The organism is Chromobacterium sp. HL1 (genome assembly GCF_057418835.1).
Genome location: NZ_CP162399.1, coordinates 4,296,865 through 4,311,704, shown reverse-complemented (window position 1 = coordinate 4,311,704; position 14,840 = coordinate 4,296,865). Strand labels below are relative to the sequence as shown.

The 14,840-nt window shown below is 58.9% G+C and carries 12 protein-coding genes; 5 read left to right on the top strand and 7 right to left on the bottom strand.

The window, feature by feature from the left end; all coding sequences use genetic code 11:
* The first annotated feature begins 129 nt into the window (after nt 1-129).
* Nucleotides 130-1,335, top strand: a complete 1,206-nt coding sequence (locus AB1Z25_RS19650; protein WP_486635981.1) for a multidrug effflux MFS transporter — start codon at nt 130-132, stop codon at nt 1,333-1,335.
* Nucleotides 1,336-1,404: 69 nt separating this feature from the next.
* Here AB1Z25_RS19650 and AB1Z25_RS19645 read toward each other — a convergent pair whose 3' ends face one another.
* The 7 genes from AB1Z25_RS19645 to AB1Z25_RS19615 all read right to left on the bottom strand — a co-directional run bounded on the left by AB1Z25_RS19645 (nt 1,405) and on the right by AB1Z25_RS19615 (nt 10,050).
* Nucleotides 1,405-2,586, bottom strand: coding sequence for a GumC family protein (locus AB1Z25_RS19645; protein ID WP_486635980.1), 1,182 nt, complete (start codon nt 2,584-2,586; stop codon nt 1,405-1,407).
* 39 nt (nt 2,587-2,625) lie between these two features.
* Nucleotides 2,626-4,545 carry an SLBB domain-containing protein gene (locus tag AB1Z25_RS19640; RefSeq protein WP_486635979.1) on the bottom strand — a complete coding sequence of 640 codons (1,920 nt, stop codon included), beginning with the start codon at nt 4,543-4,545 and terminating at the stop codon, nt 2,626-2,628.
* A gap of 28 nt (nt 4,546-4,573) precedes the next feature.
* On the bottom strand, nt 4,574-7,429 hold the full coding sequence (locus AB1Z25_RS19635) for a YjbH domain-containing protein (protein ID WP_486635978.1): 2,856 nt from the start codon (nt 7,427-7,429) through the stop codon (nt 4,574-4,576).
* 185 nt (nt 7,430-7,614) lie between these two features.
* Nucleotides 7,615-7,884, bottom strand: a complete 270-nt coding sequence (locus tag AB1Z25_RS19630; protein WP_474454735.1) for a hypothetical protein — start codon at nt 7,882-7,884, stop codon at nt 7,615-7,617.
* Nucleotides 7,885-8,019: 135 nt separating this feature from the next.
* Nucleotides 8,020-8,958, bottom strand: a complete 939-nt coding sequence (gene thrB / locus AB1Z25_RS19625; protein ID WP_486635977.1) for a homoserine kinase — start codon at nt 8,956-8,958, stop codon at nt 8,020-8,022.
* A gap of 10 nt (nt 8,959-8,968) precedes the next feature.
* Nucleotides 8,969-9,316, bottom strand: a complete 348-nt coding sequence (locus AB1Z25_RS19620; RefSeq protein WP_253314188.1) for a DUF2782 domain-containing protein — start codon at nt 9,314-9,316, stop codon at nt 8,969-8,971.
* A 5-nt stretch (nt 9,317-9,321) separates the two neighbouring features.
* Nucleotides 9,322-10,050, bottom strand: a complete 729-nt coding sequence (locus AB1Z25_RS19615; RefSeq protein ID WP_048413174.1) for an LOG family protein — start codon at nt 10,048-10,050, stop codon at nt 9,322-9,324.
* Nucleotides 10,051-10,065: 15 nt separating this feature from the next.
* Here AB1Z25_RS19615 and polA point away from each other — a divergent pair, with 15 nt between their 5' ends.
* The 4 genes from polA (at nt 10,066) to AB1Z25_RS19595 (ending at nt 14,838) form a co-directional block, all read left to right on the top strand.
* Entirely contained in the window at nt 10,066-12,834 is a 2,769-nt protein-coding gene (gene polA / locus AB1Z25_RS19610) for a DNA polymerase I (protein ID WP_474454733.1), read from the top strand.
* Between the two features lie 183 nt (nt 12,835-13,017).
* Nucleotides 13,018-13,554 carry a GspH/FimT family pseudopilin gene (locus AB1Z25_RS19605; protein WP_253314190.1) on the top strand — a complete coding sequence of 179 codons (537 nt, stop codon included), beginning with the start codon at nt 13,018-13,020 and terminating at the stop codon, nt 13,552-13,554.
* The gene (locus tag AB1Z25_RS19600) at nt 13,538-13,981 is read left to right on the top strand and encodes a hypothetical protein (protein ID WP_486635976.1); all 444 of its coding nucleotides are present in this window, start codon (nt 13,538-13,540) and stop codon (nt 13,979-13,981) included. Before AB1Z25_RS19605 ends, AB1Z25_RS19600 begins: the two co-directional genes overlap by 17 nt.
* A 2-nt stretch (nt 13,982-13,983) precedes the next feature.
* Entirely contained in the window at nt 13,984-14,838 is an 855-nt protein-coding gene (locus AB1Z25_RS19595) for a PilW family protein (RefSeq protein ID WP_486635975.1), read from the top strand.
* The last annotated feature ends 2 nt before the right edge of the window (nt 14,839-14,840 follow it).

The window sequence follows — 14,840 nt, the reverse complement described above, 5'->3', positions numbered from 1 at the left end:
AGCCGGCGCCAGCGGCGCGCGCCTGAGCGTAGCGATATCAGGCTATGACGTTTTATTTACATCAGTCCGGTTTGGCAAGTTCCGGCCCAACCGTTACCATGCATTGACTCTCATTGTTATTTATCCGCCATGCATCCCACCACACGCAGCCACTTCGGGCTGGCAATCCTGTTGGCGGCCCTGTCCACGCTGGGGCCGTTTTCGATCGACACCTTCTTGCCGGCGATGAGCGCGATCGGGCAAAGCCTGGCGGTCTCGCCCTTGCAGATGCAGCAGGCGTTGACGGTATATCTATTGTCTTACGCGGTGATGATGTTGTGGCACGGTTCCATCTCGGATGCGGTGGGCCGCCGTCCGGTGGTGCTGGTCACCACCTTGCTGTTCAGCCTGGCGTCGATAGGCTGCGCGCTGTCGGACAGCCTGGGGCAATTGCTGTTGTTCCGCGCGCTGCAAGGCTTTTGCGGCGGCGCCGGCCTGGTGGTGGGGCGGGCCATCATCCGCGACAAGCTGGACGGCGCCGACGCTCAGCGGCTGATGTCGCAGGTGACCATGCTGTTCTCGCTGTCGCCGGCGATTGCGCCGGTGGTGGGCGGCTGGCTGTTCGGCGCCTTCGGCTGGCATTCCATCTTCGTTTTCATGGCGCTGATCGGTCTGGCGCTGTTCCTGATGAGCTGGTTCGCCTTGCCGGAAACCCATCATGAGTCCGCGCGCCAGCCCTTGAAGGTTAAATACTTGTTGGCCAATTACTGGCAGGTGGGACGCAAGCGCGAGTTCCAGTTGCTGACCGCGGCGGTGTCCTTTAATTTCGCCGGCTTCTTCCTTTACATACCGTCGGCGCCGGTCTTCCTGATGCAGCATCTGCACCTGGGGCCGGAACAGTTTCTATGGATGTTCGGCCCGGCCGTGTCCGGCATCATGTTGGGCGCCTATCTGTCCGGCAAGATGGCCGGACGGGTGGCGCAGAAGGACATCGTGTCGCGGGGCTATGTGGTGATGTTCGTCGCCGCAGGCTGGAATCTGCTGTACAACCTGCTGGCGCCGGAGGCCGCGATGCCGTGGGCGGTATTGCCGTTGGCGCTGTACACCACCGGCATGTCGATCGCCGCGCCGTCCATCACCCTAAACCTGATGGACCAGTTCCCATCGCTGCGTGGCACCGCTTCCTCGCTGCAGGGCTTCTTCCAGACCATGATGTCCAGCGTGGTGGCCGGCCTGATCGCGCCGCTGGTCTGGTCCAGCCCGCTGAGCCTGGCGGCCAGCATGATGGTGATGCTGGTCTTGGGCTTCGTGTTCCGGATGGGGTATAGGCGGCGGGTGACAATGGCATCTCAGTAATGGCCGAGGGTCACAATAATTTCATTTAAATAAAAACACCACAACTCTGCTGTGGTGTTTTTTGAGCACTTAACTTTCTTTGAGGGCTAAGGCAAACTCGCGCAAGCGCCCGGATTGCTTGGCGACGATCATGCGGTCACGCAGGAAGGCCAGCAGAATGCCTATCGCCAGCCCCCCCAAAATACCCAGCATGGTGATCTGTGCGCGCTTGGGTTTGCTCCTCAGCTCAGGGATGTCCGCCTTATCCAGTACCTGAATCTGAGAAGAGTCCTTGGCCTCCTCGATACGAGCCAACTCGTATTGTTTGGAGAGCAGTTCAAAGATGGTTTCCTGATATTTGACATCCCGTAACCGGCGCAGATACTCAAGCCCGGACTGAGGCATTTTGCCGGTTGGCACCATCACGTCACCAGCGGTCTCTTTGCCGGTTTCCAGCTTGGCTAGCTGGGTTTTTAAGCCGGCAAGTTCTTGGCTTGTACGCTGGTACAAAGGGTTCTGCTCGGTTGCATAACTGCGCATGGCTTCCAGCTGGACTTCTTTAGCTGCGATACTGGCTTTGAGCTGGGTAACCGTATTCATGATTGCCGATACCTGCCCTTCCGGTTGTATCATGCCGGTGCGCTCCTGAGTTCGGCGCAGAGATGTTTCGGCCTCTGCAAGCTGCATTTTGGTTTGTTTTAGCTGGTTTTCAAAGAATAAGCGTCGCTTAGCCGCATCCGTCACGGCCAGGTTTTGATTCAGCTTTATAAGCTGCTCGATATAGGCATTGACTAGTTTGGCTGCAAACTGAGGTTCGATGTCATCCACACTGATGGTGATTATGCCATCTTTGCCGCTACTGATTGTGCTGGCGTTTTGTAGCTCTTTACGGGTGGCATCCATAGAGTCTGCCTGATAGCGTTGTTTTAGCTTGAATTGCTGAATTAAACTATCAGCAATGGTTCTGCTTTGCAGCATACCGATATAAAGGTCGTTTGGGTTTTTTAATCCAGAGACGCCGCCGGCAACACCAGCCAAGCCACCGAGCTGCCCCAGCAGGGTGCTCATGCCGGCGCTTTGCTGTTGCGGAGGTAAGATTTTTGCGGTCGAGGTAAACGAGGGTGGTAGCAATAGGCTCAATAGCAACGCTCCTCCTCCCAGGCAGGCGGTGCTGCTGATAATCCAGTATTTTTGCTGTACCAATACCCGAATGATTTCAAGAAGGCTGATTTCTTCGGAGTCGTCGCTTGATCGTGCAGTGTTCTCATTCATGGACATATTTCAATTCCGGATGTTAAGGTGGCGACCCGTTTATTTCAGGACTTTAAGGCCGGCAGCACCCAAGCCGAACTGGTAAAGAATCGAGGTCCATTCTTTCAACGACTGAGTCCAACTGCTGCTGACGACTTCGTCAGGTACGACAATGGTATCGCCTGGATTGATGCGCTTACCGCCTAAGCTGGAGAACCAGCCGGCATTATTGTTGCTGGCTACGGTACCATCCGCCCGCAGCACATAGGTGGCAGACTTATCGCCGGTTTGAGTGATGCCGCCGGCAAGGTCGAGGTAGTCTTTGACCGCGCGTTGTGGACGGTAGATGAAGGCATTGCTTTGATAGACCGCGCCTAAGACATTGACGGTGCCAGGTCGGCGGGGAATGGAGATGGTGTCGCCATTCTGTAATGGCAGGTCTGGCAGGTCTTTGACTTGGGCATTGGCTCCACTGAGTTCCAGCACCACTCTGCCTTCAGCTTTGACCGAGCGCATTTTCTCGGCCAACTTGCGCTGACGCTCCACTTCAGCCGTGATTGCGGTGACATTGTCTTTGTCGGTTTGCTTGGAGAGCCTGGCTGCCGCGGTTTGTTCCAACTCTTTCTCGAAACGAGAGGCAACCTCATCCAGCTTAAGTTGTTGCTCCTTGCGTATGCTTTCACGCTGCAAGGCAGTGGCAAAGATATAGCCATATTCGGTTGCCCCGCCCAGTCGCATGACCAGTTCGCGCAGCGTTTCGCCTTTTTGCAGTTGAAAGGTGCCGGTTTGTTTAACTTCACCGCTGATCCGGACGAACTCGGTTTCTTGGCGGATATCCACCGGCAAGGCCCCAGGTGAGAACACTCGGAAAATATCGCCTGCGGCCAGTTTTAGTTGCTTCAAAGATGGCGTGTTGATGATGTTGGTATCCGGGCGGGCCTGCCATTGCAACTCGAATTGATTGTCCGTATTTTTCTCCAGTCGCCACGCCTTGTTTTCTGCAGTGGATTCCAGACCACCGGCCCAACGCAACAAGTCCGTGGCGCTTTCTCCGGAGGAGAACTCATAAATGGCGGGGCGCTTGACGTCGCCTAGCAGGGCAACTCTTTTACCGGCCGGGGAAATGTGAACGACATCTCCGTCGCGCAAGGTCAGGTCGGTAGATTTGTCCCCATCAACCAGAATCTTGTACAAATCGAGCGAACCGACCATCTTGCCATCGCGCATCAGTTGGATGTTACGCATTGAGCCATTGTCGTTGGGGCCGCCGGAGGCGAACAGAGCATTCAACAGAGTGCTCATCCCGCTTAGGGTGTAACTGCCTGGGGCCTGGGCATTGCCGACCACATAGACTTGCACTGCGCGAGCTTGCAGCAGGCTGGCGCTGAGTTCGAAGTTATTGAAAACGCGAGAAACGCTTTTCTTGAGGGTATCTTGCAGGTCCTTGAATTTGATGCCGGCAATGGCTACAGCACCGACACGGGGCAGGTAGACTGTGCCGTTGCGTTCTACGGTCAAGGTCAGGTCAATATCTACCATCCCCCAGCCCTTGACCTGAATTTGATCTCCCACCCCAATGATGTAATCAGGGTTGACCTGAGCCGAATCGGTTGGCGCAAAGGTCGATGGAGGGGTGTTGAATAGGTCGCTGCCAAAAATGGGTAAGGTTTTACTTGTGGCTACCCGTACAAACTCAACAAATGGGCTTAGTTGCTGCTCATCTTGCTTGTGAGCCTTGACGGGGCGCATTGGGTTTGCTTGCCCAAACCGCGAGGTTTGATTTGGAAAGGGTTGCTGGTTGGCAATATTGGGCATGCCGAATGAGGGGTCATTATCATAGCCCTGCATCATTGTTTCCGAGAAGCCGCCGGCAGCAGGCCTGCTAGTTGGAGCTGAATGGGCAGATGCTGCGCTGAGAACGAAGATGCCCGCGATAAGGCTGATGGAAATGCCGCTTGAACCATTTAGGAAGTTTGTCATTGCTTATAAGGCCATATTCAATAGTTATTCAGTTTAATGATTTCGAAATTTGAATCCCGGCTTGATTGGGTCCAAGCATCATTGTGGTGCGATATCGGGATTCATCTCGCTGGGCTTGCCACAGCCAAGCACCGGAGGCATAGCCGAGCAGACTGCCAGCCGCGATGTCCGATAGCCAATGTTCTTTGCCGGCAACCCTCCCCAGCGCACCAATGGCGGCCAAACCGTAGAGCCAAGGCTGGTCATACTCTTTGGCGAACGGGGTGACGGCTCCAAATAGAGCGGCCGCATGGTTGGACGTGAAGCTGCTCTGAAAGCGGGCGGCGTCGGCGCTTTGTTTGCGCCACGGGCTGTCACTGCTGTCTGGCCGAGCCCGATTGACCAGGCCTTTGAATGCGATGCTGCCGGCACTCGCCAGTGCGGCGGACTCTAGGGAAATCAGGCTGGTGTTGCTCAAACGCTCATCGCCAAAGGCGAAGGCGCTGCCAGCCAGGCCGATGGCTACCAGAGGCGCAGCGTCACCGATGTGTTTCCAGCCACGTAGCAGGTGGTGGTCTTGTCGTTTGTTGATTGCCTTATAAATGGGCTTGTCCAGCACCATGGCAGCCAAGGTTAGCCCGGCTGCGGTTGTCAGCGCGCTAGTCTTATCGTCGAGATGGGAAAATTGCCGGCCGCTATCCTCGAGACGTAGGCGTATCGCAGGCCAGGGCTGGAAAGTTGGCAATGGCGGATGGACCGCCGGCAGGTTCTGCTCATCGGCGCGCTCTGCAAAATTGCCTAGTCCATCATACATTTCCACATCACGACGCGGGTCACTGAGAATATCGTAAAGGTCGCCAGGCGACATGACCATTTGGCCAACATCCCGAGTCCATGGCGAGATAGAAAAATTGCCAACGGCCTGAGTGTCCAAAGTCAGCATGCTGTTCAGCGGAATGGATATGAACAGGCCTTTGTCTTTATAAGGTGAGCTTGGAGTGCCGGGGGAGGTGATGTCGTTGCCATTGGTGCTGGTATACCAAGCGCCAATTTCTATGCCTGAATGGAAGCGGCGCTTTAGCTCGAGACGCGCTCCCATGTCTTTGGCTAGGAAACGCCCGGCGCGGACTGTAGCGGTCACATTCATTGGTAACTGGTAGTGCAGGGCGGCGAGAGCGGTCACGGTTTGATAGTCACGTTTGCCAAACCAGCCTTTCACATCGCGCTGCTGCAATGCATCGACAGTGAGGTCTACCGCCCAGTGCCGCGTTTCCGGGAAGTACAAGACTTGGCCGCCTGCGCCGCGGAACATTTCCTCGTAAATGCCCGCGGAGGCTCGCGCATAGGTATTAGGGCCAAGTGTCAGGTATTGGTTAAGTAGTAGGCGATCAAGCTTGGGGGTATTGGTTTTTTTGTAATCAGCAACATCGGAACGGACATGGGGTAATAGGCTATTGGATGGCTGTTTCACGCCAGAAACCGTATTGTACAGATTGGTGCTCAAGGCGCTATTCAGGTACAGGCCACTGCCAAGTCTTTTGGTATAGGTTGCCGCAGCGGCGATCTCGTAACGGAAGGCACCACTTGGATCATTGAAGTAGACGCCAGTTTTGGGCACAAGGCGGAAGCGATTGGCCTCGTTATCTTCCGCATTGATCTGGACAAGGTCGCCATCCTTGCCTGCCATGACTTCAAGACTTATGCCATCTCGAATGGTAGAGACCAGTTGCTCGGCCGAGCGCTCTGCCAGTTCTGTATCTCTGCCAGGTTTGACCGAGACGCTGTCCAGAAAAGTTTGCCGGTCGACTTTGCCCAGCAAGTAGTTGTTCAGCACCGTCAAATTAAAGAAACTATAGGTGACGATAGGCTGTTCCAGCTTGGTGTATACGACGCGGATGTTGCGTGTTTCTATCGGAGCAAAATAAAGGGCTGTACGTACTGCGCGGCCAACGGCGCGACCTACATTGGAAATACGACTATTGGTGAGCTCCAGAAGCAGTTCATCCCCTTGGGTGCTGATGCGTATATTCTTGAAATCCTGACGGCTGAGTGCCGACACTAAATGGTGTCCATAACTAGAATCGTTTTGCCATTGATTGATAGTGGGACGGATTGGCACTTCCGGGCTGCCTGAAAAGTAGGCGGGCTCGGAGATTTTGGGTACGAACTCACGTTCATTGAGGGGAATCTCAATGGATGCGTTTAGGCTGGTATGGGTATTTTGTTTAGCAAGTTGAAGTCCTAACCAGCCCCAACGATATTCTATGCCCGCCGCTGGGCCCTTTTTTCTTTGACTGGCGAAGGTGTCTACCGAGCGAAAATCTTTTGGGTAATTGTTGGCATCGTACTCGGCTATCAGTGACCAATTCGGATAGCTTTGGGGGCTCCACCGGGCTCCGCCAAAAGGACCTTTGGTGCGGCCGGAGGCCAGACCGATCGAAGCCTCTAAGTTAGGCAGGAAATGCTTGCTGGCGACAATATAGTCACCACTCCATAAGGCGGTACCGAATATATCTGTACGGCCATAGGAGATGGCGGGCCATATTGAGGATTCAGAGAATATTTTCCACTTGGTGTCGATGGCTTTGTCCTTATAACTGCCATAACCACCACCATACTGTTGGTCATCAAATCCAGCAATGCCAGCTATGGAAATGTAGCGGCCTGAAATTTCTAAAAATGGCAGAATGGTCGCTGAAGTCCATAGGGTGTCATATGGTTTGTCTGTGCTGAAACCAAATCTCAGGGAGCCATCGCGCCCAACGTCGGCAGAGGGCATATTGATATAGCCAAGTTGGCCATTGAGGCTTGGTTGAGCCAAAGCGAGTGGTGTGCAATAGTAATATGCGCCACTGATTAAAACCCCTTTGATTATCCCGCTGCGCAAAGAAAGTGATATCGACACAATATTTTAAATTATTTAATTTTCTATGATGCTATACGGGCGCGCTGTTTACGGGCGACGCATAGCCCAAAATTTTGAGAGAATAAAACATCAGGCAGTTATCTTTGTTTGTCGAAGATAAACTGCCTGATTGATGCCGCCAAGCCTATTTTCCCTTAGGGAAACTAGGCTTAATGGATGGACTGTCAGTGATGAGTGGTTGCCGAGTGGCTGGTCGACGAATCGCTGTTGCTCGAGACGGCTACCGCAGCTGCCACAGCGGCTCCGATGGCGGCGATGGTGCCAACACTCAAGCCGGCAATACCCGCGGTGGTGCCAGCGGCGCCTGCAGCGGCTGCCGAGGTGGTGCCGGCAGCGCTGGAGCCGGCAGCAGAGGTTGCCGCAGCTTCTTCCGCAGCGAATGCAGGTGTGGCAAAAGCGAATGCCAAAGCGACAATCATGACTTTTTTCAACATGATCAAATCCTTATGTACTGAAAGGCAAAAATTATGTGGGGATGCTGACAAAGCCCAGCACACTATATCATAAGGCAGCCTTTGGTCTTTGCAAAGTGAATATCATGTGGCAGCGGAAGGAACTGAATAACATACTTACACCCAGAGGTGTAGGCGAGTCCTATGGGCACTGAGAACGGTTTGAAAAACGCCAGGATCCTTGGTATAGGTCATCTCGCCCGCCGTCGGGAAATGCAGATCCTGCAGCCGCGACACCCAGAAGCGCAGCGCTGCGGCGCGTAGCATCAGCGGCCAGGCTTTTTTCTCTTCCGCGGTGAGTTCGCGTTCCGACTGATAACCGGAGAGCAGCGCGGCGGCGCGCTCGTCGTCTATGCCGTGGTCCGCCTTGCGGGCCCAGTCATTGACGGCGATGGCCAGGTCGTAGAGCAGCACGTCGTTGCAGGCGTAGTAAAAGTCGATGAAGCCGGCGATGCGGTCGCCGTCCAGCAGCACATTGTCGCGGAATAGATCCGCATGGATCACGCCGGAGGGCAGGTGATCGAAGCGGTGGCTGTCCTGGAGTTGCACTTCTTCGCGCAGCAAGGCTGCGGCGTCTTCGTCCATGCGGGGGTAGACCTGGCGCGCGGTTTCGCTCCACCAGCGCGGACCGCGCGGATTGGCCATTTTGCCGGGGAAGGTGGCGCCGGCGATATGCATTTGCGCCAGCATTTCTCCTACGGCGCGACATTGCGCCGGGGTGGGCTGCGCGACGTCGGCGCCGTCCAGGCAACTGACCAGGCAGGCCGGCTTGCCGGCCAGCATCGAGGCGAACTGGTCGGTGTTGTCGGCCACCGGCGCCGGGCAGGCCACGCCGTGGCGCGCCAGGTGGCTCATCAGCGTCAGGTAATAAGGCAGTTCCTGCAGCTTCAGCGCTTCGAACAGCGTCAGCACATAGCGGCCGTGCGTGGTGGTGAGGAAGTAATTGGTATTGGTGATGCCGGAGGCAATGCCCTTCAAGTCCAGCAACTGGCCCAAGGTGTAGCGCTTGAGCCATTCCTGCATCTGGTCATGGCTGACCGTGGTGTAAACCGACATAGTGGCCCTCTCAGAACCGGATCAGCACCCAGCGCGGGATGATGATGCGGTTGGCGGGGTCGATCTGCTTCATGGTGCCGGAGCCGTTGTCGTCCATCAGGTAATAGGGCACGCCGTGCGACGGCGTCACCTTGACCATATAGAGGTGGCCGTTGAGCCGGTATTCTTCGATCTTCTCCTCGCCCTTCTGGATGATGCGCACCTCCGGTTCCGCGGTGGCGGCGTTTTGTTCGCTGATCGTCGGCGGCGGCGGCACCGGGGTCTTGGCGGGAGGGGGCGTATCGGCCCAGGCGGCTGTCAATGGCAGCAGGGCGAGGGCGGCGAGCAGGCGGCGCATGGCGTGGTCCTTGATTGTCATCAGTTTTAAAGGTGCAGCAGTTGTTCGCGCTCTTCCGGCAGCGCTTCAAAACCGCGGGTTTCGTAATGTTTGAAGATAGTTTCGACGATTTGCCGCGGATCGTCGATTAGTTGGATCAGATTCATGTCTTCGGGATTGATCATGCCTTCGCTGATCAGCCTGTCCTTGACCCAGTCCAGCAGGCCCTCCCAGAACTCGCGGCAGCACAGGATGATGGGGATCTTGCGGCTCTTGCCGGTCTGTATCAGCGTCAGGGCCTCGAACATTTCGTCCAGGGTGCCGAAGCCGCCCGGCATCACCACGTAGGCGATAGCGTGCTTGACGAACATGACCTTGCGGCTGAAGAAGTGGTTGAACTTGATGCTCAGGTCTTGGTATTCATTGGGTTTTTGTTCGTGCGGCAGCACGATATTCAGCGCCACCGACGGGCTTCTGCCGTAGAATGCCCCTTTATTGGCGGCCTCCATGATGCCGGGGCCGCCCCCGGAAACAACGGAGAAGCCGGAGTCCGACAGCAGACGCGCGACTTCTTCGGTCAATTTGTAATACTTGTGGTCGCGCGGCGTGCGCGCGCTGCCAAAGATGCTCACCGCCGGCATGATGCCTTGCAAGGCTTCCGCCGAATCGACAAACTCCGACATGATCTTCATCACATGCCAGGCTTCGCGGGAACGGAAACGCTGCATCATCGCGTGACGATCGCTGGTTTGCGGTAATTTATCGGACAAGCTCATATTCTGCCTCTTTTTATGAAAACACTGTTATTGATCGACGGCTCTTCTTATTTGTACCGCGCCTTTCACGCGATGCCCGATTTGCGTTCTCCGGATGGCCGCCCGGTGGGGGCTGTCTATGGCATGGTGAACATGCTCAGGCGGCTGGAGAAGGAAGTGCAGTTCGATTATAGCGCCTGCGTTTTCGACGCCAAAGGCAAGACATTTCGCGACGACCTTTACCCCGAGTACAAGGCCAATCGCCCGTCGATGCCGGAGGAACTCGCCTCCCAGATTACGGCGGTCCATGAGGTGGTGCAAGCCTCGGGCTGGCCGATGCTGGTGGTGCCGGGCGTGGAGGCTGACGATGTGATCGGCACGCTGGCGCGCGCCGGCGCGGCCGCCGGCATGCGGGTGGTCATCTCCACCGGCGACAAGGATATGGCGCAGTTGGTGGACGGACAGGTGTCCATCGTCAACACCATGACCAATGAAACCTTCGACCGCGACGGGGTCAAGGACAAGTTCGGCGTGCCGCCGGAATTGATCGTCGACTATCTGACCCTGATCGGCGACAAGGTGGACAATGTGCCGGGCGTGGACAAGTGCGGGCCCAAGACCGCGGTCAAGTGGCTGGAGCAGTACGGCAGCCTGGACGCCGTCATCGCCCAGGCGGCGGAAGTGGGCGGCAAGGTGGGCGAGAACCTGCGCGCGGCGCTGGATTGGCTGCCCAAGGGCCGCGAGCTGATCACCATCAAGTGCGACGTGGATCTGAACGCGGACATGCCCTATGGCCTGGACAGTTTGCAGCACGGCCTCAAGGACAAGCCGCGTCTGGCCGAGCTGTATCAGGGTTTGGGCTTCCGCACCTTTTACCGCGAGGTGACCGAGGGCGAGGAGATGCCGGCGGTGGCGCAGACCGCGGGCGGAGCCCAGGGCGACGATCTGTTCGCCATCGAGGCCGCGCAGGACAGCCCGGCCTTGCCGGAAACGGCGGCGGAGCGGCGCTATGAAACCATTCTGGAGGCCGCGCAGCTGGACGCCTGGCTGGCCAAGCTGGCCGCGGCGGACGTGGTGTCGCTGGACACGGAAACCACCAGCCTGGACCAGATGCAGGCGCGCATCATCGGCGTCAGCTTCTCGGTGCGCTCCGGCGAAGCCGCCTATCTGCCGTTGGGCCATCATTACGCCGGCGCGCCCGAGCAGTTGGACCTGGAGCGTAGCCTGGCCAAACTCAAGCCTTGGCTGGAAGACGCCGGCAAGAAAAAGTGCGGCCAGAACCTGAAGTACGACCGCCATGTGTTCGCCAACCACGGCATCCGCTTGGCCGGCGTGGTCGATGACTCGCTGTTGGCGTCCTATGTGGTGGAAAGCCATGAACGCCACAATATGGACGATCTGGCGCGCCGCCATCTGGGCGAATCCACGGTCAGCTACGAGGAGATCTGCGGCAAGGGCGCCAAGCAGATCGGCTTCGGCGAGGTGGACATCGACACCGCCGCCAATTACGCGGCGGAGGACGCCGACATCACGCTGCGCTTGAATCAATATTTCTCCGGCCTGCTGAACGGTCGCTTGCGCGAGGTCTACCGGGATATCGAGCTGCCGGTGGCCGAGGTGCTGTTCGCGATGGAGCGCCACGGGGTGCTGATAGACCGCGAACGTCTGGCGACGCAGAGCCATCAGTTGGGCACCGAAATGCTGAAGCTGGAAAACCAGGCCTACGATCTGGCCCGCCAGCCTTTCAATCTGAATTCGCCCAAGCAGTTGCAGGAAATCCTGTTCGGCAAGCTGGGCATTCCCACCAAGGGCGTGAAGAAGACCCCGTCCGGCGGCTACTCCACCGATGAGTCGGTGCTGGAGACGCTGGCGCTGGAGCACCCGCTGCCCAAATGCATTCTGGCGTACCGCGGCCTGGCCAAGCTCAAGTCCACCTACACCGACAAATTGCCGCAGCTGATCAACGCGGCCACCGGCCGCGTGCACACCAATTACGCGCAGGCGGTGGCGATCACCGGGCGCTTGGCCAGCTCGGATCCCAATCTGCAGAACATTCCGGTGCGCACCTCGGAAGGGCGTCGCGTGCGCGAGGCCTTCATCGCGCCGCCTGGGCATGTGATCGTCAGCGCCGATTATTCGCAGATCGAGCTGCGCATCATGGCGCATCTGTCCGACGACGCCGGCATGCTGCGGGCCTTCGCCAGCGGCGAGGACATCCATCGCGCCACCGCCGCCGAGGTGTTCGGCGTCGAGCTGTCCCAGGTCAGCGCCGATCAGCGCCGCGCCGCCAAGGCGATCAACTTCGGCCTGATCTACGGCATGAGCGCCTTCGGTCTGGCCGCGCAGCTGGACATCGAGCGCAGCGCCGCCCAGCAATACATCGACCGTTATTTCATGCGCTACCCGGGCGTGGCCGAGTATATGCAGACCACGCGTGAGACCGCGCGCGAGCAAGGCTATGTCGAAACCGTGTTCGGCCGTCGCCTGTATCTGCCGGAAATCAAGCTGTCCAATCCGGCGCGCCGCGCCGGCGCCGAGCGCGCGGCGATCAACGCGCCGATGCAGGGCACGGCGGCGGATCTGATCAAGCTGGCGATGATTGCGACGCAGGACTGGCTGCAGGGCGAGGGCCTGGGCAGCAAGCTGATCATGCAGGTGCATGACGAACTGGTGCTGGAAGTGCCGGACGCCGAGCTGGAGTTGGTCAAACGCCGCTTGCCCGAGATTATGGCCGGCGTGGCCAAGCTCAAGGTGCCCTTGCTGGCGGAAGTGGGCGCGGGGGAAAGCTGGGAAAGCGCGCACTGAGCCAGCTTTGCGTCGCCATCTGAAAGCCAGCCGCTCAGGCTGGCTTTTTTCATGCCTGTGTCGTTTTCCTGGTCCTGGTCTAAATGCTTGGCCAGACGGGCGTCGGCGGGAACAAGATCGGTTCCGTCCGCCTCGCTTTGCTTAATATATTACCCAGGTGCCCAATGAGACGGGGAGCCTGCGATGCGAACTCAGACCGGTTTCACCCTGATTGAGGCCATGACGGTTCTGGCGATCATGCTGCTCTGTCTGGCGATCGCCGCGCCGGGACTGGGCCGTTTATTGTCGACGCAGCAATTGCGCAGCCATGCCCAGGCAATGGCCAATCTATTGCACTTTGCCCGTAGCGAGGCGCTGAGGAGCAAGCGGCCGGTATACGTGTGCGCGGCCAATCTGAAGCGCAATCTGCAATTGCAAGGCTGCGCCAAGCAGCGGCAGGTGTGGGACCGCGGCGCGTTGGTGTATGCGGATAAAGGGGGTGGCGCCCAGGCCGGCTACGACAGCCAGGAGCGTTTGCATCTGCTGGTGTTCGCCGTGGGCAAGGTCAGGATGCGCGCGGAACGGGATCAGCTGCAATTCATGCCGAACGGGCGGCTGGCGCGCGGCCAGAGCGCGCGCCTGTTGCTGGAAAGCCCGCGCGCCGGCGTGTGCTTGACGCTGACGGTCAGCGCTCATGGCAGGGCGGAAGTCGGCAGGGCGGATCATGACTGCCCGGCCTGAGCCCGCCGTGCGCGGTGGCGTCTTGCTGGAAACCATGCTGGCCTTGTTCTTGGTCATGGTGTCGATGCTGGCGCTGTCCTCGGTGCAATTGCGCGCTCTGCTGCATGGCCGCGACGCCTTGCTGCGGGCGGAGGCGATCGCGGCGGCGCTCGAACTGGGGGAGGCGGCGCTGCTGTGGCCGGAGACGGCGGCGGAGCAAGCGTCGGCGCAAGCTCTGGCGGATTGGGCGCGTTTGCGGCAGCGGCTGGAAGGCTTGGAAGGGGCGATTGAGGCGAGCTCATGCCACGGCGCGCTGGACGCGATGACGGCGCTTTGCGAACAGCAGGGCGCCGTTGCCTATGTGAGGCTGACTTGGACCGGCTTGTCGGCCGGAGATGGCTCCGGCCGTTTTGAGCGCCGTTACGCGCTGGCCTTGGACGAGCCTTGACCGTGGCGGCCCGCACGCGCGTCCAGGGCTTCTCCCTGGTGGAAATGATGGTGGCGACGAGCATGGGGCTGCTGGTGTTGGCGCTGGCCTTGCAGGGGGCGTTGACGATGCAGGGCAGCTTGCGCGTGTTGGAGAACGGTTTGCGTCAACATCAGGATGGACAGTTCGCGCTGGCGCAATTGGCGGAAAGCTGGCGCAAGCATGGACGTTTCGCTTGCGCGAAGGCAATGGAGTCGCCGGGGCGAGGGTTCGAGGCGCCGGAAGGCATGCGCTTTCGCTACGGGGTTGGCGCGGCGGCGGCCTTGCTGGCGGAGGACGCGACGCGGACCACGCTGAGTTGGCAAGGCGAGGCGGATTGGGAAGAGGCGGCGCTGGCCAGTTGTTCCAGCCTGAGGCTGTTGAAGCGGGGCGAGCCGGGGCTGGAATGGCGACGGGAGGCCGGCGCGCATGTGCTGACCTGGCCGGGGGCGGCGAGGGCCGGGCTCTTGAGCGGCGTGGACATCGCCTCCTTGGAGGTCTTGGCCATCGCCTCGCAGCGTTACGTTCTGCGTCGCGAGGGTGACGATGGCGACGCGCTGTGGTTGGAGGAAAGCCTGCCCGGCAGGGCGGCGGAGCCGCCGCAATTGCTGGCGACGGGCGTGGCGGCGTTGAGGCAGCGCCTTGGCGTTCGCAGCGGGTGCCGACCATTGGCGCTGGCCTGGAGGGAGGGGCCGGAGCAATTGGCCGCGGAGGATTGGAAGCGGCTGTCGCGGGTGGAACTGGCGCTTGAGTTGCAAGCGGGCGGCCGCCGGCGGAGCTGGACCACGGTGGTGGCGCTGACGCCGGCCCTGCCGTGCGCGCTGGAGCCGGGCGGATGAGG

Bases quoted from the DNA above. Each gene is read 5' to 3' on its own strand.
- AB1Z25_RS19630 (WP_474454735.1), bottom strand. From the start codon at position 7,884: ATGTTGAAAAAAGTCATGATTGTCGCTTTGGCATTCGCTTTTGCCACA.
- AB1Z25_RS19620 (WP_253314188.1), bottom strand. From the start codon at position 9,316: ATGACAATCAAGGACCACGCCATGCGCCGCCTGCTCGCCGCCCTCGCC.
- AB1Z25_RS19605 (WP_253314190.1), top strand. From the start codon at position 13,018: ATGCGAACTCAGACCGGTTTCACCCTGATTGAGGCCATGACGGTTCTG.
- thrB (WP_486635977.1), bottom strand. From the start codon at position 8,958: ATGTCGGTTTACACCACGGTCAGCCATGACCAGATGCAGGAATGGCTC.
- polA (WP_474454733.1), top strand. From the start codon at position 10,066: ATGAAAACACTGTTATTGATCGACGGCTCTTCTTATTTGTACCGCGCC.
- AB1Z25_RS19650 (WP_486635981.1), top strand. From the start codon at position 130: ATGCATCCCACCACACGCAGCCACTTCGGGCTGGCAATCCTGTTGGCG.
- AB1Z25_RS19640 (WP_486635979.1), bottom strand. From the start codon at position 4,545: ATGACAAACTTCCTAAATGGTTCAAGCGGCATTTCCATCAGCCTTATC.
- AB1Z25_RS19600 (WP_486635976.1), top strand. From the start codon at position 13,538: ATGACTGCCCGGCCTGAGCCCGCCGTGCGCGGTGGCGTCTTGCTGGAA.
- AB1Z25_RS19645 (WP_486635980.1), bottom strand. From the start codon at position 2,586: ATGAATGAGAACACTGCACGATCAAGCGACGACTCCGAAGAAATCAGC.
- AB1Z25_RS19615 (WP_048413174.1), bottom strand. From the start codon at position 10,050: ATGAGCTTGTCCGATAAATTACCGCAAACCAGCGATCGTCACGCGATG.